The 23,339-nt window shown below is 58.0% G+C and carries 28 protein-coding genes; 13 read left to right on the forward strand and 15 right to left on the reverse strand.

The features are described from left to right. Nucleotides 1-41 precede the first annotated feature (41 nt). The gene (locus tag ABLN87_RS16345; protein ID WP_353012031.1) at nt 42-635 is read left to right on the forward strand and encodes an NAD(P)H-dependent oxidoreductase; all 594 of its coding nucleotides are present in this window, start codon (nt 42-44) and stop codon (nt 633-635) included. Between the two features lie 9 nt (nt 636-644). Here the strand turns inward: ABLN87_RS16345 and ABLN87_RS16350 are convergent, their stop codons facing one another. The 4 genes from ABLN87_RS16350 to ABLN87_RS16365 are packed head-to-tail and all read right to left on the reverse strand — an operon-like array spanning nt 645 to nt 3,550. After that, on the reverse strand, nt 645-1,250 hold the full coding sequence (locus tag ABLN87_RS16350) for a pyridoxamine 5'-phosphate oxidase family protein (RefSeq protein WP_353012034.1): 606 nt from the start codon (nt 1,248-1,250) through the stop codon (nt 645-647). Next, complete coding sequence (locus tag ABLN87_RS16355; RefSeq protein WP_353012037.1) at nt 1,237-1,977, reverse strand: lysophospholipid acyltransferase family protein; 741 nt, start codon at nt 1,975-1,977, stop codon at nt 1,237-1,239. The genes ABLN87_RS16350 and ABLN87_RS16355 overlap by 14 nt, the downstream gene beginning before the upstream one ends. Continuing rightward, nucleotides 1,977-2,876, reverse strand: coding sequence for a cell division protein FtsX (locus tag ABLN87_RS16360; protein WP_353012040.1), 900 nt, complete (start codon nt 2,874-2,876; stop codon nt 1,977-1,979). The genes ABLN87_RS16355 and ABLN87_RS16360 overlap by 1 nt, the downstream gene beginning before the upstream one ends. Then, the gene (locus tag ABLN87_RS16365; RefSeq protein ID WP_170535793.1) at nt 2,873-3,550 is read right to left on the reverse strand and encodes a cell division ATP-binding protein FtsE; all 678 of its coding nucleotides are present in this window, start codon (nt 3,548-3,550) and stop codon (nt 2,873-2,875) included. Before ABLN87_RS16365 ends, ABLN87_RS16360 begins: the two co-directional genes overlap by 4 nt. A gap of 182 nt (nt 3,551-3,732) precedes the next feature. Between ABLN87_RS16365 and ABLN87_RS16370 the strand changes: the two genes are divergently transcribed. Beyond that, on the forward strand, nt 3,733-4,491 hold the full coding sequence (locus tag ABLN87_RS16370; protein WP_353012043.1) for a zinc-ribbon domain-containing protein: 759 nt from the start codon (nt 3,733-3,735) through the stop codon (nt 4,489-4,491). Between the two features lie 5 nt (nt 4,492-4,496). Here the strand turns inward: ABLN87_RS16370 and ABLN87_RS16375 are convergent, their stop codons facing one another. The 5 genes from ABLN87_RS16375 to argH form a co-directional block, all read right to left on the reverse strand. Then, nucleotides 4,497-7,040, reverse strand: coding sequence for a TIGR02302 family protein (locus ABLN87_RS16375; protein WP_353012046.1), 2,544 nt, complete (start codon nt 7,038-7,040; stop codon nt 4,497-4,499). A 36-nt stretch (nt 7,041-7,076) separates the two neighbouring features. Beyond that, nucleotides 7,077-8,342, reverse strand: coding sequence for a diaminopimelate decarboxylase (gene lysA, locus ABLN87_RS16380; protein WP_353012049.1), 1,266 nt, complete (start codon nt 8,340-8,342; stop codon nt 7,077-7,079). Nucleotides 8,343-8,413: 71 nt separating this feature from the next. Continuing rightward, nucleotides 8,414-8,563, reverse strand: a complete 150-nt coding sequence (locus tag ABLN87_RS16385) for a hypothetical protein (protein ID WP_353012052.1) — start codon at nt 8,561-8,563, stop codon at nt 8,414-8,416. A gap of 45 nt (nt 8,564-8,608) precedes the next feature. Next, nucleotides 8,609-8,794, reverse strand: a complete 186-nt coding sequence (locus tag ABLN87_RS16390) for an argininosuccinate lyase (protein WP_417750407.1) — start codon at nt 8,792-8,794, stop codon at nt 8,609-8,611. Then, nucleotides 8,791-10,179, reverse strand: a complete 1,389-nt coding sequence (gene argH, locus ABLN87_RS16395) for an argininosuccinate lyase (RefSeq protein WP_353012055.1) — start codon at nt 10,177-10,179, stop codon at nt 8,791-8,793. Before argH ends, ABLN87_RS16390 begins: the two co-directional genes overlap by 4 nt. Before the next feature lie 21 nt (nt 10,180-10,200). Here argH and ABLN87_RS16400 point away from each other — a divergent pair, with 21 nt between their 5' ends. From ABLN87_RS16400 to ABLN87_RS16445, 10 genes are all read left to right on the forward strand, one after another. Further along, complete coding sequence (locus tag ABLN87_RS16400) at nt 10,201-10,767, forward strand: TlpA disulfide reductase family protein (protein ID WP_170535784.1); 567 nt, start codon at nt 10,201-10,203, stop codon at nt 10,765-10,767. 65 nt (nt 10,768-10,832) lie between these two features. Further along, nucleotides 10,833-11,198: a dihydrodipicolinate reductase gene (locus tag ABLN87_RS16405; RefSeq protein ID WP_170535782.1), complete on the forward strand. Its 366-nt coding sequence runs from the start codon at nt 10,833-10,835 to the stop codon at nt 11,196-11,198. Between the two features lie 131 nt (nt 11,199-11,329). Next, complete coding sequence (locus ABLN87_RS16410; RefSeq protein ID WP_353012058.1) at nt 11,330-11,716, forward strand: hypothetical protein; 387 nt, start codon at nt 11,330-11,332, stop codon at nt 11,714-11,716. Further along, the gene (locus ABLN87_RS16415; protein WP_353012061.1) at nt 11,713-12,684 is read left to right on the forward strand and encodes a sterol desaturase family protein; all 972 of its coding nucleotides are present in this window, start codon (nt 11,713-11,715) and stop codon (nt 12,682-12,684) included. The genes ABLN87_RS16410 and ABLN87_RS16415 overlap by 4 nt, the downstream gene beginning before the upstream one ends. A 96-nt stretch (nt 12,685-12,780) precedes the next feature. Next, complete coding sequence (locus tag ABLN87_RS16420; protein WP_353012063.1) at nt 12,781-12,969, forward strand: hypothetical protein; 189 nt, start codon at nt 12,781-12,783, stop codon at nt 12,967-12,969. Between the two features lie 89 nt (nt 12,970-13,058). Then, nucleotides 13,059-13,892: an EAL domain-containing protein gene (locus tag ABLN87_RS16425; protein WP_353012066.1), complete on the forward strand. Its 834-nt coding sequence runs from the start codon at nt 13,059-13,061 to the stop codon at nt 13,890-13,892. Nucleotides 13,893-14,084: 192 nt separating this feature from the next. Then, the gene (locus tag ABLN87_RS16430; RefSeq protein ID WP_170488653.1) at nt 14,085-15,260 is read left to right on the forward strand and encodes an acetyl-CoA C-acetyltransferase; all 1,176 of its coding nucleotides are present in this window, start codon (nt 14,085-14,087) and stop codon (nt 15,258-15,260) included. A gap of 187 nt (nt 15,261-15,447) precedes the next feature. Then, on the forward strand, nt 15,448-16,170 hold the full coding sequence (phbB, locus tag ABLN87_RS16435; RefSeq protein WP_353012069.1) for an acetoacetyl-CoA reductase: 723 nt from the start codon (nt 15,448-15,450) through the stop codon (nt 16,168-16,170). Between the two features lie 302 nt (nt 16,171-16,472). Beyond that, nucleotides 16,473-17,420 (forward strand): transcriptional regulator GcvA, encoded by a 948-nt coding sequence (locus ABLN87_RS16440; protein WP_353012072.1) that lies wholly within the window; start codon nt 16,473-16,475, stop codon nt 17,418-17,420. Then, the gene (locus ABLN87_RS16445; RefSeq protein WP_353012075.1) at nt 17,417-18,283 is read left to right on the forward strand and encodes a DMT family transporter; all 867 of its coding nucleotides are present in this window, start codon (nt 17,417-17,419) and stop codon (nt 18,281-18,283) included. Before ABLN87_RS16440 ends, ABLN87_RS16445 begins: the two co-directional genes overlap by 4 nt. On the opposite strand, the gene ABLN87_RS16450 is transcribed toward ABLN87_RS16445, so the two are convergent. The 3 genes from ABLN87_RS16450 to ABLN87_RS16460 form a co-directional block, all read right to left on the reverse strand. Beyond that, nucleotides 18,280-18,444, reverse strand: a complete 165-nt coding sequence (locus ABLN87_RS16450) for a YdcH family protein (protein WP_083445267.1) — start codon at nt 18,442-18,444, stop codon at nt 18,280-18,282. The two genes, ABLN87_RS16445 and ABLN87_RS16450, sit on opposite strands and share 4 nt — an antisense overlap. Before the next feature lie 116 nt (nt 18,445-18,560). Beyond that, a complete protein-coding gene (locus tag ABLN87_RS16455; RefSeq protein ID WP_353012078.1) occupies nt 18,561-19,340 on the reverse strand; it encodes a tRNA1(Val) (adenine(37)-N6)-methyltransferase in 780 nt (259 codons plus the stop codon). Then, nucleotides 19,337-19,552: a DUF2007 domain-containing protein gene (locus ABLN87_RS16460; protein ID WP_037316655.1), complete on the reverse strand. Its 216-nt coding sequence runs from the start codon at nt 19,550-19,552 to the stop codon at nt 19,337-19,339. Before ABLN87_RS16460 ends, ABLN87_RS16455 begins: the two co-directional genes overlap by 4 nt. Nucleotides 19,553-19,608: 56 nt before the next feature. On the opposite strand from ABLN87_RS16460, the gene ABLN87_RS16465 reads away from it, so the two are divergent. Next, on the forward strand, nt 19,609-20,607 hold the full coding sequence (locus ABLN87_RS16465) for a polyprenyl synthetase family protein (RefSeq protein WP_353012081.1): 999 nt from the start codon (nt 19,609-19,611) through the stop codon (nt 20,605-20,607). On the opposite strand, the gene ABLN87_RS16470 is transcribed toward ABLN87_RS16465, so the two are convergent. The 3 genes from ABLN87_RS16470 to ABLN87_RS16480 all read right to left on the reverse strand — a co-directional run. Continuing rightward, nucleotides 20,600-21,421, reverse strand: coding sequence for a 4-(cytidine 5'-diphospho)-2-C-methyl-D-erythritol kinase (locus ABLN87_RS16470; protein ID WP_353012084.1), 822 nt, complete (start codon nt 21,419-21,421; stop codon nt 20,600-20,602). The genes ABLN87_RS16465 and ABLN87_RS16470 overlap by 8 nt on opposite strands. Then, the gene (locus ABLN87_RS16475) at nt 21,411-23,123 is read right to left on the reverse strand and encodes a tetratricopeptide repeat protein (RefSeq protein ID WP_353012087.1); all 1,713 of its coding nucleotides are present in this window, start codon (nt 23,121-23,123) and stop codon (nt 21,411-21,413) included. Before ABLN87_RS16475 ends, ABLN87_RS16470 begins: the two co-directional genes overlap by 11 nt. A gap of 104 nt (nt 23,124-23,227) precedes the next feature. Further along, the coding region (locus ABLN87_RS16480; protein ID WP_353011084.1) for a 4Fe-4S dicluster domain-containing protein at nt 23,228-23,339 on the reverse strand (112 nt) is incomplete at its 5' end.

Consider the following 23,339-nt stretch of genomic DNA (forward strand, 5'->3'; position numbering starts at 1 on the left):
GGTTCTATAAGATGACCACGGTCACTTTTAGGAGAATCCCAATGCACCCGAAGAAAATTCTGATCCTGGACGGGCACCCCGGTGAAAACAGCCTGTCGCGCACCTTTGCGCAGACATATGGTGATGCGGCACGCCAGAACGGTCATGACGTGCGCGTCGTTCACCTCAGCGATCTTCAGTTTGATCTGGATTTCGGTCAGGGCAATTATCACGATTTCAAACCCCTCGAACCCGAACTGGAACAGGTTCTGCAGGATTTCGAGTGGAGCAATCATCTGGTCCTCACTGCGCCTATGTGGTGGGGTGGATTGCCCGCGAAACTGAAAGGGCTGATCGACCGGATGTTCATCCCAGGTCGCACGTTCGACACGCGCAACACGACGAAACTCGGTTTTCCAGCCCCAATGCTGACCGGGCGCACTGCGCGCGTAATCCTGACCTCAGACACGCCAGGCTGGTTCATGCGCCTGATCTATCGCCAAGCGCTCATCCGTCAGGTGCGTGATCAGATATTGGGGTTTGTCGGTTTCAAACCAACGAAGTTCACTTACTTCGCAGGTGCCAGCTATCCAAAAGCCGGCAGCGTCGAGCGCTGGATCTCGAAGGTTGAAAAAATTGGGGCGGCGGCGGTTTGATCGCTATGCCTACCACATCGTTTTGGCGGCGCGCGGAGCCCACTCCTGGTCATAGCGTGCGCCGCCCTCCTCACCGTCCGACGCTTCGGCAAGGATCTCTCCCACCGTTGGCAGACCTCGGGATTCATCATCGCCTGACCAGGTTTTAGCCCGCATCAGCGCACGGGCGCATTGGGTGTAGATTTCCTGGATGTCAATCACAATAACTGTCGCTGGGCGTTTGCCGTGCTTTTCGAACCGCGCGCGCAAATCTTCATCAGCCGTCAGCCGTGCCGATCCGTTCAAACGAACCACATTGTTCGAACCCGGCACAAAAAACATCAACGACACGCGCGGGTCGCGCACGATATTGCGCAGCGAATCCAGGCGGTTGTTCCCTCGCCAATCCGGCAGGGCCAGCGTGGCGGGATCCAGTTCCAGAACCACCGGGCCATCGTCACCGCGCGGGCTGCCATCCACGCCTTCTGGGCCAACCGTACTCAGAACGCATAGTCGGGACGCCATAATCCACTTACGATAAAGTGGCGTAAGCTGTCGCACCACCTTACGCAAAGATGGCGCGCCCGGTGTGCCGTAGAGCCCTTCTAACGTGCTCAGATCGTCAATGAACTGCATCCGGATCAAACCCCACTTCTTGCATCAGCGCGTCAGAACGTGTTTCGATTACGTTTTCTAGACGTTCCAGAAATTCTTCGCGTTCAACACCGGGCTCGATGGGTTCAAGGAAGTCAACAATCGCAAGGCCCGGCTTGCGCATGAGACCGGTACGCGGCCAAAACACGCCTGCATTTGTCGCCACAGGGACACAGGGAAAACCCAACCCTTCGTACAAAACGGCAGTGCCTACTTTGTAAGGTTTCTTAGCCCCCGGTGCGACGCGGGTGCCTTGCGGATAGATGACCAGCTGACCGGGTTCGGTGAATTCTTTAGCGACGTCCTTGACCATCTTGGCAACGGCAGCGCCCTTCTTGCCCCGGTTCACCGGGATACAACCCAGACGGCGCGCATACATCCCGATGATCGGGGTCCACAACAGCTCTCGCTTCATGATGAACTTGCCATGCGGGATAGCGTTGAAGATCATAATGATATCTAGAAAGGATTGATGCTTGGCGCCGATTACAACCTCACCTGTCGGCGGTGTTCCGCGTACTTCGCTGCGAATACCCACCATCCAGCGCGCCAGCCACAATGTGCTGCGCGCATAGGTTTTGCACGCCTGCAATGCGCCCCGTTTTGCAAACACCGCATAAGGCAGAAACACGATGCCAAGGATCAGCATCCAAAGGTAGATCACGAACATAAAGACCAACGACCGGATCCATTGAACAGCCTTGGACATCAGGAAAGCTCCTTCAACTTGCGGCGCGCAGCGGTCCAGGTCGCAAAGAAAGCGACAACGGCACCCAGAATTGGGATCACCACCGGCAGCGTCCAATCCCTCCCCTGAAATCCGACGCCGGACAAGAACCCTCCGGCATCCGAGGCTTCCGGCAATAGCAAAACGCCGATCATGCCCAGCAGCGTGCCCACCGCCGCACCGAACAGTGCACGATAGGTGAACCGACGCACAAAGGCGCCCGCGATGAACCGGTCGCGGGCACCGACCTGACGCAACACCTCGATGATCTGCGCATTCGCCGCCAGCGAGGCATTGGCCGCTAACGTGATCATGGCAGCTGTTGCGCCTCCGATCAGTAGGATCGAAATCCACCCAAGCCGTCGCAGTGAGACGGCCGCGTCCACCAAAGGTTCGCGCCATCGCGTGTGGTCGTCCAGCACGGCACCCGGCACTTCGGCCCCCAGGCGCAGGCGCAAGCCAGCAACATCCAGCCCAGGCTCGCCTTCGACAATCTCGATCAGCTGCGGGATGGGTAGCGTGTCCAGTGGCAGGTCCGGCCCGAACCAGGGCGACAGCAACGCCTCTTGCTCATCCGCAGTCAGTGCATGGGCTGATGCCACACCCGGTGTCTGGTTCAGAACGGTCAGAGCGGCCTCGGTCTGGGCAGCCAGTTGTTCAGCAGGGGCGTTGATCCGTAGCGTTGCCGCCCCGGCCAGTTCCGAGGCCCAGCGATCCGCGATCCGGCCCGAGGCCAGAGACAAGGCCAACGCAAAAACCGTCAGAAAGGCCATCGCGCCAGAAACAAACAACGTCAGATGAGCGGTATAACCGGTGGGTGGCACCACCCGATCGGCGCGGCTGTCGCGGCGCAGCAGATTTCGGATGTCACCTTTGCTCATAGATCTGCCCCCGCCAGTTGCAACCGGCGCTGCGAAATACGCAGCACGCGGGCCTGAACCTGGCTTTTTGCGGCGCGGATCAGACTTAGATCATGGGTGGCGATCAGGACGGTTTTGCCCATTTTGTTCAACTCGACCAGCAAGCGCAACAGACGCTGCGACATCTCCCAATCCACGTTTCCCGTGGGTTCGTCCGCCAATACGACATCGGGTGACAGGATCAGGGCACGCGCCAGTGCGGCACGTTGGCGTTCACCTCCCGACAATTCGGGCGGATGTGCTTCTAGCCGCGAACCTAACCCGACCCATCCCAGCAATTCTGACAGATTGCTTTGTTCCTCGGCCTCGGCGCGGCCCGAAACCATCAAGGGCAAGGCCACGTTCTCTGCCAGCGTCATGTGATCAAGGAACTGACAATCCTGATGTACAACACCGATCCGGCGGCGCAGCAACGCCATCTCATCACGGTCTAAGGCTGAAACATCCTGCTCAAAGGCGCTCAGACGCCCCGACGTTGGCAACAACGCACCATAGCACAGCTTTAGAAAAGTGGTTTTGCCCGCCCCGGATGGACCCGTCAGAAAATGAAACGAGCCCGGCTGCAATTGCACCGAGACGTCGCTCAGCAATTCGCCGCCACCATAGGTGTAGCTGACATTCTCCAGCTCGATCACACGTGTCCCCTTTATTATGCTGCTCTTCTTGCCCGAGCGCGAATGTGGTTTCAATGCCTGTACCGAGTCCAATTGGTGACACTTGGACCCTGAAACCGAAATCGCGCTTTGCTGTTGGGTCTTAACGGAATAATATGCCTGAAAAAACTATTATCCGCCGAATTGCCGGCCGGGGAGGCAGCATGCGTCTTACATGTCCGAATTGCAGTGCCCAATATGAGGTGCCAGACGAGGTCATCCCCGAAGAAGGCCGCGATGTACAATGTTCGGCCTGTGATCAGACATGGTTTCAGGCGAAATACCCCGCCGATGAAACAGCTGAAACAGCTGGGGTGGAAACCACCGAACTGAAGGCCAAGCTCTCTGAGCTCGAGACGTCAACATCTGAGGAAGAAGACGACACAGGCACTGACAGGTCACCGGTCGAGGAAGCCTTTTCCGACCAAGAGACGGAAGTGGCCAAGGCTGAAACCAAGACGCCCGGAAATATCGACCCCTCCGTCGCCAATATTCTTCAGGAAGAGGCCGCACGAGAATCCGAACTCAGGGCGCAGGAAGGCAGCAGCCTTGAAACGCAGCCTGATCTCGCATTGGATGTCGCACCAATTCCGAAAGTCGAACCCAAAACGCCAACCGCATCAGAAACATCCCAAGATGCCGGTCAGAAAGAGGCGTTGCCGGATGTTGAGACCATCAACTCCAGCATGTTGGCCGAAGACCCGGATGCCGCTCAACCAGCACGCAAATCCGGTGGCTTTGTACGCGGGTTTGCATTGGTTCTGATCATCGCGGTGATCCTGTATCTGATCTACGGCAATGCGCAGCAAATCAGCGAAGTCGTCCCACAGGCCGATCCAGTGCTGAAACCCTACGTATCGATGATCGATCAGGCGCGTATCTGGCTTGAGGCACAGGCCGGATCAGGCGCGTCACAGAACTGACGGCCTCAGAACCGTTCCAGCAGCCGTTTCAGGTATTCCAACTCAATCGTAGGCCGGTCGGTTTCTCCAGTCCGGCGCCGGATTTCATCCAGCAGCTCACGCGCGCGGCGGTAAACATCTTCGCCTTGCAACAGATTGTCATCCGTCGAGATCGACCCCGCAGCCCCGGGGTTTCGGCCCAGTGGATCACGGTTATTCGCTTGGGCCTCGCCTTCCTGCGTGCCTTGACCGGATTGGTTTTGCTGGTTCTCGGCCAACGCCTCACCAAGTGAGCGCATGCCTTCGCGCAGGGCTTCCATCGCTTCGGATTGACGATCTATCGCCTCGGCCAGATCGTCGCCGCGTAGGGCCTGTTCGGCCTCATCCATGGCCCGACCCGCACGGCCCAGCGCATCGCGGGCAGCTTCACCCTCCTGCGTGCCGGCACCCGGCAGGCCCTGTTCCTGACGCCGCAATTCATCGCGGAGCGCCTGTTGACGATCCGCCAGACTGCCCTGACCGGATTGACCTTCACCAGCCTGATCCGAATCCTGCCCCTGACCACCCTGCCCTTCGTGGCTTTGACCCCGACCCTGACCACCATTGCGACCTTCGTTGCCCTGGCTTTCACCGGCCTGACCGCCCGGGTTGAATTGTTCCTGCAAATCGCGGAAGGCCTGATCGCTCAGACCCTGTTGTTCGCGCAATGTCTCGGCCAGACCTTCCATGGCCTGTTGCCCCTCGGACTGGCCACCTTGACCCTGACCTTGGGTGACACGCATGTTCTCCATCATCTGCTGGAACTCTTCCAGCGCCTGCTGCGCTTCGGCCATGCGGCCCTGTTCCATCAGTTCTTGAATGCGGTCCATCATGGCCTGCAGATCATCCTGCGACATCTGCAGCGACTCGCCATTTTGCCCGGACTGACGTTCACCATCTTGGCCATTCTGTTGCGCCAGACGCTGCAACTGTTGCAGATAGTCCTGCGTCGCCTCGCGCAGCTCCTGCATCAACTCTGCAATCTCTTCTTCGCTCGCGCCATTTTGCATCGCCTCGCTTAGGCGTTCCTGCGCGCGGCGCATCCGCTCAAGTGCATCGGCCAGGGTGCCGTCTTCGATCAGCACCGCCAGATCCCACAGGGCTTGCGCGATTTCTTCCTGCTGAGGCTGCTTCAACCCGTATTGATTAAAGGTCTCCAACCGACGCAATAACACGCGCAGTCGCAGATAGGCCGTATCCGAGCGGAACAGACCCTCGGGCTGATGCGAAACTGCCCGCAACACCTGAGCGACCCGAGCACCATTTTCGCGCGACCACAGCAGATCGCGCCGTTGTTCGATCACAGCAGCCGCAAGCGGATCAAAGAACCGGCGCGCAGGCAAGGCAGTCAGATAGGGTTCGGATTCCGATTGTTGATCCGCCGCATCGCGCGCCATCAGCGTGATCCTCACCGGCAGATGCGCCCATGGATGTTCCGAGAAATCTTCGATCAGGTCTTCGGTGAAATCAGCCCGGTCGCCGGTGATGGGCATGGGCAGTTCAATCTCGATCACCTCGCGCGGTTCAGGTTCTGTGGTCAAACCATACCGGCGATCTACTGCGCCAAGATCAAGTTCGATCAGGGCAGAGCCAGAGACAACGCCATAGTCGTCACTGGATTGAAACGGCAGCTTCATCTGCCCGCCTGCTTCGGCCTCGGCCCGACCTGCCACGTCAATGATCGGAGGGGCATCGCCAATCACGTCAACAACCCAATCCCGGCCTGCAGGTCCTTCGATCCGCAATTGCCCCGATTGAGTGACAACAAAATCCTGTTCTGGTTCAGTGGCAGCTTCGGTTCCAGTGACCGAACTTGTTTCGGTCAGGCTGTGCGCCCCGACCTCGCCATAAAACCTCAAAGTAACACTACTGCCCGCAGGCACGGACAGAGCGGGCCCGGATTGATCGGCAAGATAGAGTGTTGGCAGGCCGGTATAGCGCGGTGGCTCAACCCAGCCCTCCCAGGTTGGTCCCTGCCCCGCGACCGCCGTTCCCGGCGTCATTTCGGCGACGGACCCAATGCGCCAAAGCGATCCGAACAGCATGGCGACGACCAAAGCCAATAGCGCGGCATAGCGCAGGGCGTATGGATCGCGCGAAGCAAGGCGCAGATCAGGTTTCACCACCTCGGCCTGAGAGACGCGCTGCGCCATCCGCGCCTTGTGTGCCCGCCATAAAGCAACCGAATCCGCATCCGTCGCCCCGATGGCCTGGTCATCGATCAACGCCTGAATAGGGCGTCCGGGCAAGGCCTCATCCAAGCGGACAAGCGCCTCAGAGCGCGTCGGCCGATGGAATCGCCGAATCCCAATAGCCGCAGCCACGCTCAGCGCGATCAGGCTGACTGCACCTGCGGCCCAGACAAATTCAACGCGAACTTGATCCTGAAGGCCCAGCATCAAAGCAGCCAGAACTGCCATCAAAATCGAGAAAAACGGCCAGAAAGCGCGCAAAACCTGCTCGGCCAGCATCCCCGCATGGGTCAGCCAGAGCGAACGTTTTGGTATCGGCAATTTCACTTTGTCGCGCAATGCGGGCCTCCTGATCGGGCCCTTACGCTGATTGCGTCAAAGCCACGTAGGTATGGTATCGCGGTTTATGATTTCGTCAAAGCTTGGGCGTTCACGAATAACTGCAAATTGATCCTCATGCACCAGAACCTCGGGGATCAACGGTCGCGTGTTGTATTCACTGGACATCACCGCGCCATAAGCACCGGCACTGCGGAACGCCACCAGATCACCCGCATCAAGCGGCGGCATGTTGCGCTGTTTGGCAAATGTATCGCCGCTTTCGCAGACCGGGCCGACGATGTCATAGGGCTGCTGTTCAACGCCAGGCACAGGTTCCTGAACAGCAATAATGTCGTGATATGCCTCGTACATCGCCGGGCGGATCAGATCATTCATTGCGCCATCAAGGATCAGAAAATCCCGACCCTCGCCGGACTTTAAATAGATCACCTTGCTCACCATCAACCCGGCATTGCCCGCGATCAGACGGCCGGGTTCGATCTCGATTTCACAATCCAGATGGCCCAGCGTCTTCTTGATCAGCGCGCCATATTCGACAGGCAGCGGCGGCGCATCGTTAGAGCGCGCATAGGGAATGCCCAAACCGCCCCCCAAATCGAGACGACGGATATTGTGCCCTTCGGCCCGCAATTGCTCGGTCAGTTCAGCGACCTTGGTATAGGCAAGCTCAAACGGTTCCAGCTCGGTCAATTGTGACCCGATATGAACGTCAATCCCAATCACCTCGAGCCCCGGCAGGCTGGCGGCCAGCGCATAAACCTCGGATGCGCGCGAGATCGGAATGCCAAATTTATTTTCGGACTTACCTGTCGCAATCTTGGCATGAGTCTTCGCATCCACATCCGGGTTCACCCGGATTGTGATCGGTGCAACCATCGCCAACTCTTCCGCGACAGCGCTGATCATCTGCATCTCGGGTTCGGATTCCACGTTGAACTGGCGGATGCCGCCGGTCAGGGCAGTCCGGATCTCATCGGCCGTTTTGCCGACGCCCGAAAACACGATCTTGTCGCCCGGAACACCTGCTGCCTTGGCACGCAGGTATTCCCCACCCGAAACAACATCCATCCCGGCGCCTGCCTGTGCCAATGTCTTCAGGATGGCCTGATTGCTGGCCGCTTTCATCGCGTAGCAAACAAGGTGATCGGTTCCCTCAAGCGCATCATCAAACAGCTTGAAATGACGCAGCAAGGTGGCTGTTGAATAGACATAGAACGGGGTTCCGACCGCGGCAGCGATTTCGGAGATCGGGACATCCTCGGCGAAAAGCGCGCCGTCGCGGTAGAGAAAGTGATCCATATCTGCGCGCTTAGACCAAAACGGCCCCCCGGTTCAATGGATTCGGGCGCTTAAGAGCCCCACGCAGACATTTAGAACTCGGTCGAGACCCCGGCACGTGCATAGCCGGATACAGAAATGCCGGACTGTTTTGGCTCTGGCTTAGGATCAGGGCGCGACGCAGATGTGGGTTCGCACGCCGCCAAAACGGCAAGCGTTAGAACTAGGCCGATGGTTCGCATACACCATTCTCCTCAGAGTCTATACTGACGGTATTGGATTTCGGATCAGACACCCAGATAAAGGCCGAGGCCGCCCTTGCGCAGGCCTACGCCTCCGCCAACATGTGTCCCGCTGGACCCGACGCCAACGCCCAGGCTGGCGGTCGGCTGAACAGGTTCGCCATCGGCACCACAGGCTGCTAGGGCAAAACCGGTCAAGATCAGCAGAATGACCCGAAACATACGCATCATACCAACGCCTTCCATCGTTTGATCTGAGCCCGCACCTGATCAGGCGCAGTCCCTCCATAAGATTGGCGCGAGTTTACAGAGTTTTCAACGGTGAGGACAGAATAGACGTCATCGGTGATATCCGCGTGCACCGACTTCATATCCTCAAGTGTTAGGTCGGGCAGGTCGCAACCCTTGGTTTCTGCCATCGCCACCAGCGAACCGGTGACATGGTGGGCATCACGGAACGGCAAGCCCAGAACCCGCACCAGCCAATCGGCTAGATCGGTCGCGGTCGAAAAACCAGACCCCGCAGCGGCAGCAAGGCTATCGCGGTTGGCGTTCATATCCTTGACCATGCCTTCCATCGCAGCCAGTGCAAGCATCCAGTTGTCCGCGGCGTCAAAAACCTGTTCCTTGTCTTCCTGCATGTCCTTGGAATAGGCCAGCGGCAGACCCTTCATCACCATCATCAACGCGGTGTTCGCACCAAAGATGCGGCCGACTTTGGCGCGGATCAGCTCCGCCGCGTCGGGGTTTTTCTTCTGCGGCATGATCGAGGACCCGGTCGAGAAGCGATCCGAGAGCGTCACAAACCGGAATTGGGCCGAGGACCAGATCACCAGCTCTTCGGCAAAGCGCGACAGGTGGACGGCGCAGATCGAGGCAGTGGACAGGAACTCCAGCGCGAAGTCGCGGTCACTGACCGCATCCAGCGAGTTCGCGGCGGGGCGGTCAAAGCCCAGCGTTTCTGCCGTCATGTGGCGGTCGATGGGGAAAGAGGTCCCGGCCAGCGCGGCGGCCCCTAGCGGGGACTCGTTCATCCGCGCACGGGCATCGCGGACACGACTGAGGTCACGCCCGAACATCTCGACATAGGCCATCATGTGGTGACCCCATGTTACCGGCTGCGCGGTTTGCAAATGAGTAAAGCCCGGCATAACCCAATCGGCTCCAACCTCGGCCTGCGCCAAAAGCGCGCGGATCAGAGCCAGAAGGCCGGTTTCTGCCGCATCCAACTGATCGCGGACCCAGAGTTTGAAATCGGTCGCCACCTGATCATTCCGCGAACGCCCGGTATGCAAACGGCCTGCGGGTTCACCGATCACCTCTTTCAGGCGCGCTTCGACATTCATGTGGATGTCTTCCAGCGCGGTTGAGAACTGAAAGTCTCCGTTTTGGATTTCTGACAAAACGGTGAGCAGCCCTTCCCGAATAGCCTGCGCGTCATTATCAGTAATAACGCCTGTGGCAGCCAGCATGGCGGCATGGGCGCGCGAGCCTGCAATGTCCTGGGCTGCCATCCGCTGATCGAACCCGATCGAGGCGTTGATTGCCTCCATGATCGCGTCTGGACCGGCGGCAAAGCGGCCGCCCCACATCTGGTTCGAGGATTGATCGGTCATGAAAGAAAACCCGGAGTTGATATGCGCCTGTTACGTCTGATCCCCCTTTATATGGCCCTAGCGCTGGGTGCAAACGCCGCTTTGGCGACCGATGCCGAGACATTGGGGCCGCTGCGCGAGGACAGCCTGAAGCGACTGATCCTGCACAAAGAGCCCAAACCGGTTGAAGCGGTTGAATTCGAATTGGAAGATGATGGCGGCACGGCCTCTCTTGAGGACTATAAGGGCAAGTACATCCTGCTTAACTTCTGGGCCACCTGGTGCGCGCCCTGCCGCAAAGAGATGCCCCAGATCGCTGAGCTACAGGAGGAGTTCGGCGGCGACAGGTTCGAGGTGCTGACATTGGCCACCGGGCGCAACTCACCCGCCGGGATCAAAAAGTTCTTTGACGAGAACGGGATCGACAATCTGCCTCGCCATCAGGACCCCAAACAGGCCGTGGCGCGTGAGATGGGCGTGATTGGCCTGCCGATCACCGTGATCCTTGATCCGGACGGCAATGAGATCGCGCGACTGATTGGCGATGCCGAATGGAACTCGGATAGCGCGAAGGCGATTATCTCGGCTCTCGTCAACGCTGAAAGCTGAGAAATTCTGCTCTAAACCTTTAGAATCATGATACTCTCCTGCTCGTTTAATCAGGAGAGTTTTTTATGAAGAGTATCACGACACTTGCCGCCGCAACCGCTATTCTACTTGGTGCGGCGATGGCTGCTGACGCCAAGGACATCAAAAAGCAGAAGCAATTCCTGGATGCGGTTGCGGGCAAAACGCTGACCGGCAACGGGGCGACCCTCGTCATCTCGGCCGACGGAAAACTGTCTGGTAAGCTAGATGATGGTCGAAACGTTGCCGGGGCCTGGGTTTGGAACAAACGGTTCTGGTGCCGCAATCTGGTGGTTGGAAGCGATACGTTGCCGCAAGATTGCCAGACCGTTTCGCTGGACGGCAATCAGGTGACGTTCACCCGCAACAAGGGCAAGGGTGATTCTGGCGGGACCTACACGATCAGCAACTAAGATCATTTTAACCCTATTAAACTTGCAAGAGGCGCAACCACCACAGCTGCGCCCCTTCGCCATTGCACCTTACGCCACGCCACCTTTGACAGCTGCAAAGGCCGGCTGCACTCTGGCCGTGGGAGGACAGAATGCCGCTGGAAATTCTTCTGGTGCTGGTGGTCGGAGGAATCGCTGGTGTCACACTGTTGCTGCACATAACAGGCCGATCGAAATTGCGCGTGCTGACACAGGAAAACACAGGTCAGGAATGGCTGCGCCATTTTCCGGACGATGAGGTGATCGATCTGACCATCGCTCATGATGGCCACTCTGCCCTGATCCAGACCGCAACCGGCCCCGGTCTGATCTGGTCCTTTGGCTCGGATACCGTCGCCCGACACTTGCTGGATTATGACATGCTGGACCATCCCGACGGGTTCGAAATCCAGTTTCACGACTTTGCCACACCCAGATGCCTTGTTCGTCTGGACGAATTCGAACGCAGCCATTGGCGTAACCTGATGGAACCCACATGACAGACCAGATCACCTTTCCCGACGCCGTCCAATGGGCAGTTCCCTTTTTCATCGCTGCGATTCTGGCCGAATTCCTGTGGATCGCTGTCAAAGGCCGGGGTGGCCGATATGAGACTCGCGATGCGGTGACCTCATTGATCATGGGGGCCGGAAACATCGCCTCGGGATTTCTGCTGGGGTTCATCGCCTATGCATTCTTCATGTGGCTGTGGCAGATCACGCCACTTGATCTGGGCACATCTATCCCGGTGATCATCCTGTGCTTTGTGCTGGATGACCTGCGGTACTACTGGGTGCACCGGTTCGGTCATCGCATTCGCTGGGTCTGGGCCAGCCATGTGAACCACCACAGTTCACAGCACTACAACCTGACCACCGCATTGCGGCAGACATGGACATATACATTCACCTTCATGATGGTGGTGCGCGCGCCGCTGATCCTGCTGGGCTTTCACCCGGCCATGGTTTTGTTCGTCGGCGGGTTAAACCTGATCTACCAATTCTGGATTCATACTGAGGCCATCGGCAAAATGCCCCGTTGGTTCGAGGCGGTGATGAACACCCCCAGCCACCACCGCGCGCATCATGGCCGCAATGCCCGTTACCTGGATTGCAACTATGCAGGTGTCTTCATCATCTGGGACAAGATGTTCGGCACCTTTGTGCCCGAGCAGGACGATGACCGCGTCGACTACGGGCTGGTCCACAATATCGGCACGTTCAACCCGTTACGCGTGGCCTTTCATGAATGGGTTGGTATTTGGCGCGACGCCACACAACCCGGCCTGACTTTACGCCAAAGACTGGCCTATTGTTTCGCACCGCCCGGATACAGCCATGATGGCAGTCGCGACAGCTCAGACCAGATCAAACAAAAGCATCTGGCGCGGCATCCCGAAGATCGCGGAACGCCCGGTTTCCAGCATCTCGGCGATGAATTGCCCAATCTGAAGGCAAAACAATTCTGAACTGCACGTGATCATGCCTGTCTCAGCTTGAAATATCGGTCGCGGGTGCCATATGGGGTCCATGATTTGAGATAACGAGTGACTGGAGACCCGCAAATGACCCGCTTGACTACCCTTTCGACTTTGGTCGGTTTGCTGGGTCTGATGTTGGCTATGGTCGCTGCGATTGCCAGCGCTCTGGCCGGTTTGATCGCGTTGGGTTTCCTGATGATGCTGTTGGGCTTTACCGGCGCGGTGATTGGGGCCGCCGCTTCTTTGGCGCGCGCCCAACACTCGGCCCGCTGAAAATTCACCCGCTTTAACCGCAGATTCACCTGTTTGCCCTGACACTGGGACCGAAACTCTATTCGGACATGTTCAGGGAACCGGCACTCATGCGGGACAAGAAACTTGCGGATCTACCTGAAGGATCGGACAACCCGTTACGCTCGGCCATCTCGGCGCGAGATCGATCCGTTGTGAATATGGCAACCGAGGCGGTCAAGCACAAACAGTGCAAACTGGCTTTTCAGCCGGTTGTGCAGGCGCACGCGCCCGGCGGCATTGCTTTCTACGAAGGCTACATCCGCGTATTGGACGAAACCGGGCGTGTGATCCCGGCGCGAGAGTTCATGCCACAGGTCGAAAATACACCTTTGGGGCGAGAACTTGATTGCATCGCGCTGGAACTTGGTTTGCAGACATTGGTGCGGAACCCCGGCATACGATTGTCGATTAACATGTCTGCCCGCTCAATTGGGTTTGCGCGCTGGACAAAGGTGCTGGATCGGTTTCTGAAACGCGACGAAAGCATAGGAGAGCGGCTGATCCTTGAAATTTCGGAACAATCCGCCATGCAAGTGCCGGAACTTGTGATCGACCTGATGGATCGCCTGCAGGAACGCGGCATTGCCTTTGCGCTGGACGATTTTGGCGCCAGCGATTTTGGCCTGCGTCATTTTCGTGAGTTTCTGTTCGACGCCGCAAAGATCGATGGCCAGTTCATTCGAGGCATAAGTGAGCAGCCCGACAATCAAGCATTGGTGCGCGCGTTGATCTTGGTCGCGCAAGAATTCGAGATACTGGTAACCGCCGAATCGGTTGAAAATCAGGCTGACGCCGAGTTTCTGCGCAACAGCGGGGTCGACTGTTTGCAAGGTTTTCTGTTTGGTGCGCCCACAGTCGCCCCGCCTTGGAAACAGGAAAACAACTCCAGAACAGGCTCTTAAGCAACAATTCACAGTTGTGAACCCCTGAACTCGGCTGCTGAGACAAGCTGCCCGTTGCTGCATATGCAGCATTGCGATATGCCATATAGCGCTGGAGCGGGGAACTTGGGGCGCTCTTGTTTTGTCAGAGACCTCTCTGCCACCTGCGCCGTCAGATTTCCCAAAGGACCTTGACGGTAAAGGACTGACTATATGACCAACGTAGTAATCGCATCCGCCGCGCGCACGGGCGTCGGCAGCTTTAGCGGTTCGTTTGCGAACACCCCTGCACATGATCTCGGCGCTGCCGTTCTGGAAGCAGTCGTGGAACGGGCCGGAGTGGAAAAGGGCGAAGTAAGCGAAACCATCATGGGTCAGGTTCTGACGGCCGCTCAGGGCCAGAACCCCGCCCGCCAGGCGCATATCAATGCGGGCCTGCCGCAGGAAAGCGCAGCTTGGGGTATCAACCAGGTCTGCGGCTCGGGCCTGCGCGCTGTGGCTCTTGGTGCGCAGCATATCCAACTGGGTGATGCGGACATCGTCGCCGCCGGTGGTCAAGAGAACATGACCCTGTCGCCCCACGCCGCCGCACTACGCGCCGGACACAAGATGGGTGACATGAAATATATCGACACGATGATCCGCGACGGGTTGTGGGATGCTTTCAACGGCTATCACATGGGTCAGACCGCCGAGAACGTCGCCGAGAAATGGCAGATCAGCCGCGACATGCAGGACGAATTCGCCGTAGCTTCGCAAAACAAAGCCGAGGCAGCGCAGAAAGCGGGCAAGTTCGCGGATGAGATCGTGCCCTTCACCATCAAGACCCGCAAGGGCGACATCGTGATGGACAAGGACGAATACATCCGTCACGGCGCGACCATGGAAGCGATGGCCAAACTGCGCCCGGCCTTCACCAAGGACGGCTCGGTCACCGCCGCCAACGCCTCGGGCCTGAATGACGGCGCGGCAGCCACATTGCTGATGTCGGCCGAGAACGCCGAAAAGCGCGGGATTGAGCCTCTGGCGCGGATCGCATCCTACGCGACCGCCGGTCTGGACCCGTCGATCATGGGCGTCGGCCCGATCTACGCCTCGCGCAAAGCGCTGGAAAAAGCAGGTTGGTCGGTTGACGATCTGGATCTGGTTGAAGCCAACGAAGCCTTTGCCGCGCAGGCCTGTGCTGTGAACAAGGACATGGGTTGGGACCCGTCCATTGTAAACGTCAACGGCGGCGCGATTGCCATCGGCCACCCGATTGGTGCCTCGGGCTGCCGCGTTCTGAACACGCTGCTGTTCGAAATGAAGCGCCGTGATGCCAAGAAGGGTCTGGCCACCCTCTGCATCGGTGGTGGCATGGGTGTCGCCCTGTGCGTGGAGCGCGACTAAGTGCTTTGACAGCCAAATAGAAAAGGGCGTCCCGCGGGCGCCCTTTTTTGTTACAATCGAAGCTTATCCGCTAGATGCGACAATATCGCCAGACAGAAAGCCCTAAACCGCCACGAAACGATATTGCGCAACAGCATCTCTCAGAGTAACAGAATTACCAAGACGACTAAATTTGGAGGATTCCTATATGGCACGTACAGCACTCGTTACCGGCGGTTCCCGCGGCATCGGCGCAGCAATTTCCAAGGCGCTTAAGGCCGAAGGGTGTAATGTTGCAGCGACCTACGCAGGAAACGATGAAGCCGCAGCAAAATTCACCGAAGAAACCGGCATCGCCACCTACAAGTGGAACGTGGCCGACTATGACGAGTCCAAAGCGGGCATCGAAAAGGTCGAGGCCGAAGTTGGCCCAATCGACATCGTTGTGGCAAACGCGGGTATCACCCGCGACGCGCCGTTCCACAAAATGACGCCCGAGCAATGGCATCAAGTGATCGACACCAACCTGACCGGCGTGTTCAACACCGTTCACCCCGTGTGGCCTGGTATGCGCGAGCGCAAGTTCGGTCGTATCATCGTCATCAGCTCGATCAACGGTCAGAAGGGTCAGTTTGCGCAGGTGAACTATGCGGCGACCAAGGCGGGCGATCTTGGCATTGTGAAATCGCTGGCGCAGGAAGGCGCGCGGGCGGGTATTACCGCGAATGCAATCTGCCCCGGCTACATCGCCACCGAAATGGTTATGGCCGTGCCTGAGAAGGTCCGCGAGTCGATCATCGGCCAAATTCCGGCCGGTCGGTTAGGTGAGCCAGAGGAAATCGCACGCTGCGTCGCATTCCTGGCATCCGACGATTCGCAGTTCATCAATGGGTCGACCATCTCGGCCAACGGTGCTCAGTTCTTCGTCTGATCACACTCAGTAGCAACAGAAAACGGGCCGGTCCTTTTGGACCGGCCCTTCTTTATCCCGTAAGACCACGCGCGCTGTGATCAGCGGGAACCGGTTAACCAGGCCCAAAGTTGGTGGATGACTTTGCTGCGTTCTTCATGGGCGCGACGGATCGCATCTTGAACAGACGGGTTGGTCGTCATCTCGATCATGGCATATCCTTCTGGCTAAAGCTGAACTTGACTTGCACCCAAGATGGCGCTTGATTTTAAATTGCACAAACGAGAGTTTTCAACTGCTCAGATAAGAAAATCTTAACTGTAATGTCCGACCGACTGCCCCCTCTGACCGCTTTGCGCGCCTTTGATGCCGCCGCGCGCCATATGTCATTTGCGAAAGCGGCTGATGAGCTGAACGTAACGCCCGCTGCACTGTCTTTTCAGATCAAGTCACTTGAGGAGCATCTGGGCCATCCCCTGTTTCGGCGTTTGAACCGCGCGGTGGAACTAACCGAAGCCGGCAAAGCACTGGCCCCCGGTACGGCAGACGGTTTTGCCGCGCTCAAGTCTGCCTGGGCTGCGACGCGCAGATTGCAGGACAACACAACGCTCACCGTTACAGCCGGACCGGCGCTGACTGCGAAATGGCTTGCCCCGCGCCTCTATGATTTTGCGCGCGCCCATCCGGAAATCGATCTTCGGTTTTCGGCCACCCTGCGCAATATGGATTTGGAACAGGACGACGTGGATGTTGCGATCCGCTTTGGCTCTGGCCAGGATGAGGGGCTGTATTGCCTGCCGGTGCGCAAGGAATGGCTGACGCCGGTCATGACACCCGAGCTGGCAGAGCAGTTTACCACCCCCGAAAGCTTGCGTGATGCACCCTTGATCCACGACGATTCAATCGCGTTTCTCAAACCACCAGCCGATTGGCCGACCTGGTTCAAGGCCGTTGGGATGGAGTTCACGCCGACACATGGCGCGCATTTCTCGAACGCGGATCACGCGATTGATGCTGCGGTGGCCGGAGTGGGCGTCGCCTTGGGGCGGCGCGCAATGATCATCAAAGACATGACCGAGGGGCGATTGATTGCCCCGTTCAAAACAGCAATCGAAACCAACGGGCGGTTTCGGTTTCTGTGCCTACCCGGTGCAGAAAACCGGCCACAAGTGGCTGCGTTCCGCGATTGGTTCGCGACCGAGATTGAAAAGACCGCCCATATCTCGGATGAGTTCACGATCATTCCCGTAGAAGACGTCTTAGCCAAATGACCAGAAACCGTGCCACCGCCATCGGATTCATCGCTGTTCTGCTGTGGGCCTTGCTGGCGCTGTTCACCGTCGGCTCGGCCCCGACACCGCCCCTGTTGCTCAATGCCATATGTTTCAGCATCGGCGGTTCTCTGGGTTTGATCTGGACATGGCAATCCGGTGGGTTTTCCAAACTGCGCAGCATCAGTTGGAAAATCTATGCATTCGGCACTGTCGGTCTGTTCGGATACCACGCGCTCTATTTCTCGGCCCTGCGCATGGCTCCGGCGGCAGAGGCCGGACTGATCGCCTATCTCTGGCCCCTCCTAATTGTCCTTTTTTCAGGACTTCTACCCGGCGAGCACCTGAGACCGGGCCATCTGTTCGGGGCCTGCCTCGGCTTTGCCGGGGCCGCACTGATCATCACCGGCGGTGGCAGCGCGGGCTTTCAGATTGACGACCTGCCGGGATACGCGCTGGCCTTCCTCTGTGCACTGACATGGTCGGGGTATTCGGTGCTGTCCCGCAAACTGGGTGAAACGCCCACAAGCACTGTTGCTGTGTTCTGCGTGCTGACTGCCGTCGCTTCGTGGGTGCTGCATTTCGCACTGGAAACCACCGTCTGGCCCGATACCGCCCTCAGTTGGGCTTCGACGCTGGCTTTGGGTTTGGGTCCTGTGGGGCTGGCGTTTTATGTTTGGGATATCGGTGTCAAACAGGGCGACATACAGATGCTGGGAACCAGCTCTTACGCCGCACCTTTGCTGTCTACTGTTGTGCTGGTTGGTGCCGGGATCGCCATGCCGTCATGGACATTGGCGATCGCGGCGGTACTGATCACCGGCGGCGCTGTAATTGCGGCGCGCGCCAGCCTAACTGGTTAAGCTGACAGGCGTTCGATCTCTTCCTTGAGCTTTAGTTTCTGCTTTTTCAGCTGGGCGATATGGAGATCATCGATACCTGGCGAGCGTTGGGCTTGTTCCACTTCGAGACCGAGAGATTCGTGCTTCTTCTTCAGTTCCGTCAGATGTGCGCTCACGCTCATGGCGATCCTCCTTGGTTTACGTGTCTAAATGTCACGTAAGAAGTTGAGCACATCGTTTCCACCCTGTCACGCTGCAGACGCACAGAATCTGCAATAAATTCGACAAATTCGGCTGGTCATCGCCGAGAGGTATAAAATGGCCCCATGGCTGCACCATCCCGCAGCACCGCTGAAATCTCGGGGGTATAGCTTTCGCCATCCCGTTCGTGTCGGTCCCCCCGATGCAGAATCAGCGGGGCATGCAGGCGGAATGCGGCGCGTCCGCCCTTGCGAGCACGCAAAATGACCAGTTCGGCTTGACGCCCTGATCGCGCCGCCAAGGGCAGCACTTCGACCGAGCCCAGCTGGCCCTGACACGCTATCAGAATGTCCGACAGGCGGTCAGCCTTTTGGATCATGTGCAGATACCCGCGCGGCGCAAGGCGTTTGGTGGCCACATCGATCCAATTGGCCAATTGGGTCTGTTCGCCTAAGGCAGCACTGCGCCCTGAATCCTGGGCCGGACTATGGGCACCACCACGGTAATAGGGTGGGTTTGCGATCACATGATCAAACTGACGTTGTTTTAGTTCTGGCGGAAGTTCGGTCAGATCGGCGGTTACAACTTCCAGCGTAATGGAATTGTCGGCGGCGTTGCGACGCGCCAAATCCGCGTAAGCCGGTTGCAGCTCAACCCCGTTGAGCTCCAACCCTTGTACGCGTGCAGCGAGACAAAGAATGGCCGCCCCGGCCCCGCATCCAAGCTCTAGCACTGATTGGCCGCTGGTGGCCGGAACCGACGCGGCAAGCAAAACAGGGTCTACCCCGGCGCGATACCCTTTGACAGGCTGCCACAAGTGCAGCTTGCCACCCAAAAACGCATTTTGGCTTAGGTCTTGATCTTCGAAACGGGTCATCTTCCCAGCGGGATCTCATTGTCGCGCATCACGCGTTCGGCACGGGTCAGGTCATCCGCCCGGACCATCAGGCGACGAGGGAAGATTCCAATGCCGCCTTCGAGGATGCTCATATTTACGTCCATCTGAAAGCAGTCTATATCCTCGCCTTCAAGAAGAGCGGATGCAAAGGCCAGGATTGTCGGATCGGTGCTGCGCAATAGTTCTTTCATGGGGATGGATGTAAGGGCAAGGCAGGACAGAAGTCGAGCCTTGTATCAGGAGTGTGATGGACGTCAGCACAATCTCGAAACCGCATGAGCGGCTCGCCGAAATTCTGACCGGTGAAATGGAGGCGGTGAATACGCTGATCCGGAAACGGATGGCGTCTGAGCACGCACCGCGCATCCCTGAGGTGACTGCACATCTGGTCGAGGCAGGCGGCAAACGTCTGCGCCCGATGCTGACATTGGCGGCAGCACGGCTGTTTGGCTACACGGGCGAGCATCATGTGCGTCTGGCCGCGACGGTTGAATTTATTCACACTGCGACCCTGCTGCATGACGACGTGGTCGACGAAAGCGCCCAGCGGCGTGGGCGGCCCACGGCGAACCTTTTGTGGGACAACAAATCCAGCGTGCTGGTGGGCGACTATCTGTTTTCACGCAGTTTTCAGTTGATGGTAGAAACCGGATCGCTCCGTGTTCTGGATATTCTGGCCAATGCCTCGGCCACGATTGCCGAGGGCGAGGTGCTGCAAATGACCGCCGCCACCGATCTGGGCACGGATGAGGCCGTCTACCTGCAAGTCGTGCGCGGCAAGACGGCGGCGTTGTTCTCGGCAGCGACCGAAGTGGGCGGCGTGATCGCCGGGGCGGCAGAACCACAGGTCGAGGCGCTGTTCAACTATGGCGACGCGCTGGGTATTGCCTTCCAGATTGCCGACGATCTGCTGGATTATCAGGGTGATAGCAAAGCGACCGGCAAGAATATCGGCGACGACTTCCGTGAACGGAAGCTGACCCTACCGGTGATCAAGGCCGTGGCACAGGCCACGTCAGACGAGCGCATGTTCTGGGAGCGCACCATCGAGAAAGGCCGACAGCAAGATGGCGATCTGGATCACGCACTGAGCTTGATGGCCAAGTATCAGACGCTTGAAGCCACACGTCGGGATGCGCTGGATTGGGCGAACAAGGCCAAAACAGCGCTGGAAGTGCTACCAGATCACGAGCTGCGGACCCTGCTGCGCGATCTGGCTGATTACGTGGTGTCTCGACTCAACTAAGCTGAGTCGCGCGGCACCACCAATCGGGGTGGGCTGCACCAATCTCATAGGCTGCGAAATGGGCCGCTTTCAGAGACGGATAGAGCGCAAAACAGGTTGAGCCCGAGCCCGACATACGCGCCAGTAACACCTCCCGAGTCCCGGTCAATTCGTCCAGAACACGCCCAATCTGAGGGGCGATGCCAATTGCTGGGCCTTGCAGGTCATTTCGCTGATCCGACAACCACAAGGCACAATCAGCCACGCCCTCAAAAACCGGAATATCATCTGGCATCTGTGGATTTTGACGCGATTCCATGGCTTTGAATACAGCCCCTGTGGGCACTTCAACGCCGGGATTTACCAGAAGCGCAGGCAACTCAGGCAAAGTCATAGCAGTCACCTGCTCACCAATCCCTCGCATCCGCGCAGCCTTAGCCATCATGCAAACCGGTATGTCTGCCCCCAGAGAGACTGGAAGATCGGATGGAAAATCAAAACTCTGAGCTTGTGCATGTCGCAACATCGCCGCCGCGTCAGATGATCCGCCGCCAATGCCCGCACCATGCGGAAGCGCTTTGTCCAAAGCGATGCTGCCTGACCATCCCGTGGCTTCAGCTGCCTTCCAAACAAGGTTACGCGCATCTGTGGGAACGCCAGACGCGTGCTCTCCGCTAACGGAAATCGACAGATCGGACCCCGGCTCAAACTCCAATTGATCCCCGACATCTGCAAACGCCACGAGCGAATCCAACAGGTGATACCCGTCCGCCCGTTGGCCGGTAACATGCAGTGTGAGGTTTATCTTGGCGGGTGCGAAGCCCTTAGTTGCCATTGGCAACCTTCAAAGGATCGGCGCCTTCCTCGGCCAATACTGCATCCAAACCCACCTCGAGCTTGCGGCGGATGCGCTCGGGGTCAGCTTCGCCCTCGGTCTCTTCCGGGTCAATAAAGGACAATGCGCGTTTCCACTGGAACTCGGCCTCACGGTCTCGGCCAACGGCCCAATAGACATCACCCAGATGATCATTAACCACCGGGTCAACAGGCATCAGCGCAACAGCGCGTTCCATATGATCCACGGCTTCGTCATAGCGCCCAAGGCGGAACAGGACCCAGCCCAGACTATCGACGATATAGCCGCTGTCCGGGCGCGCGGCGACGGCGCGTTCGATCATATCCAACGCCTCATCCAGTTTTTCGCGGCGTTCGACAAGCGAATAGCCCAGATAATTCAGAACCTGCGGCTGATCCGGGTTCAACTCCAGTGCCCGCCGAAAATCCGCTTCGGCCTGATCCCAGTTCTTCAACCGCTCATGCGAGATGCCACGCGCGTAATGCAGGAACCAGTTCCCACTTGACGCTGCGTCTGTCAGGGCGATTGCGCTGTCATAGGACGCTACTGCGGCCGCATAGTTTTCCTGTTGCCGCTGGATATCCGCAAGTGCCACGTGAACGCTGGGCAGATTGGGTTTCTTTGCCGAAAGATTCTGAAGCACTTCAATCGCGGCATCGGTTTTGCCTGACCGGCCCAACACCTCGGCCCGGCCCAGTTCAGCCGCATGATGATCGTTGCTGTCAGCCGGAACCTTGCGATAGGTATCGACGGCTAGGTCATATTGCTTCAATTCATCCAGAAGCTCTGCGCTCAGCAAGATTGCATCCACATGGTCAGGGCGCAGGAAGCTTGCGACGCGGGTATACAGCAGCACATAGTCGGGCGACGCTTCGGTATTCAGCACCGCAGCGACCGAGAAAAAGATCTCTGCCATGCCATCCTGAGCGGATCGAACATGGGTAAAGGGCAGTGTTTCACCAGCGTTCAACTGGCTGACATAATCTTCAATCGAAGGGTCACTGCCCGCCGCAAAGACGGTATCCAGAAACGCCAGCGCATCGGCGTTTCGGTCAAGTTGCGACAGAACCTCAGTCCGCGCCATCGCTGCGCGGCGCGAGAATTGGGCAATCGCACCATCATTTTCTGCAAAGATCGCCTCGGCGCCCTCAAAGTCACCGATCGAGGCCAGCGCCATTGCCTTGTGATACAGCGCAAATTCGCGCAGCCCATCCTGGGTGGATACAGTGTCGAACTGCTCCATCGCTTTGGTCAACTCACCCTGGCCCAGATGGGCCCAGGCGATCATCAGCCCGTCCACCAGCGGGCCAACACCCTTTGTTTCGGGGTCGCGCGTCAAAAGCTCTGCCAGTTTGTCATCCGCAATCAGATTGGCGGCGACCACCATTCTGGCGGCCTGGCTGGGCAGTTCAGCCTCTTCAATCGTTTGCGCGATGGGCAGGGCACGCTCAACCTCTCCCAGCGCCAGTCTTGCCACCACAACACTTTCCAACAAAAGCGCGTTCTGAGGGTCAAACTTCAGCGCCTGCGCATAATATTGCTCGGCTGCTGTATAGTCGCTTTCATAAATCGCCTGACGGCCGGCCAGATAGGCACCCGCCCCTGTATCTGCAGATACTGGCACACTGACCGTCGAAAAAAGCAACGCGGCTAATGCCGCGCGATGCACAAGGGTAATCACCTAAATCCTGCCCTGCTATCATAGACTGACCGATAAGCTAGGGCCTTGGCTGGCAAGAGGCAATGGCAGAGCCTTCACGACCCTGCCAGTGCACCGGTTTTCGCCTACATATTAGGATAGTTCGGACCATCCCCACCCTGTGGCGTGGTCCAGGTGATGTTCTGGCTGGGGTCCTTGATATCGCAGGTTTTGCAGTGGACGCAGTTCTGAAAGTTG

Source organism: Ruegeria sp. SCP10, assembly GCF_040329495.1.
GTDB lineage: Bacteria > Pseudomonadota > Alphaproteobacteria > Rhodobacterales > Rhodobacteraceae > Ruegeria.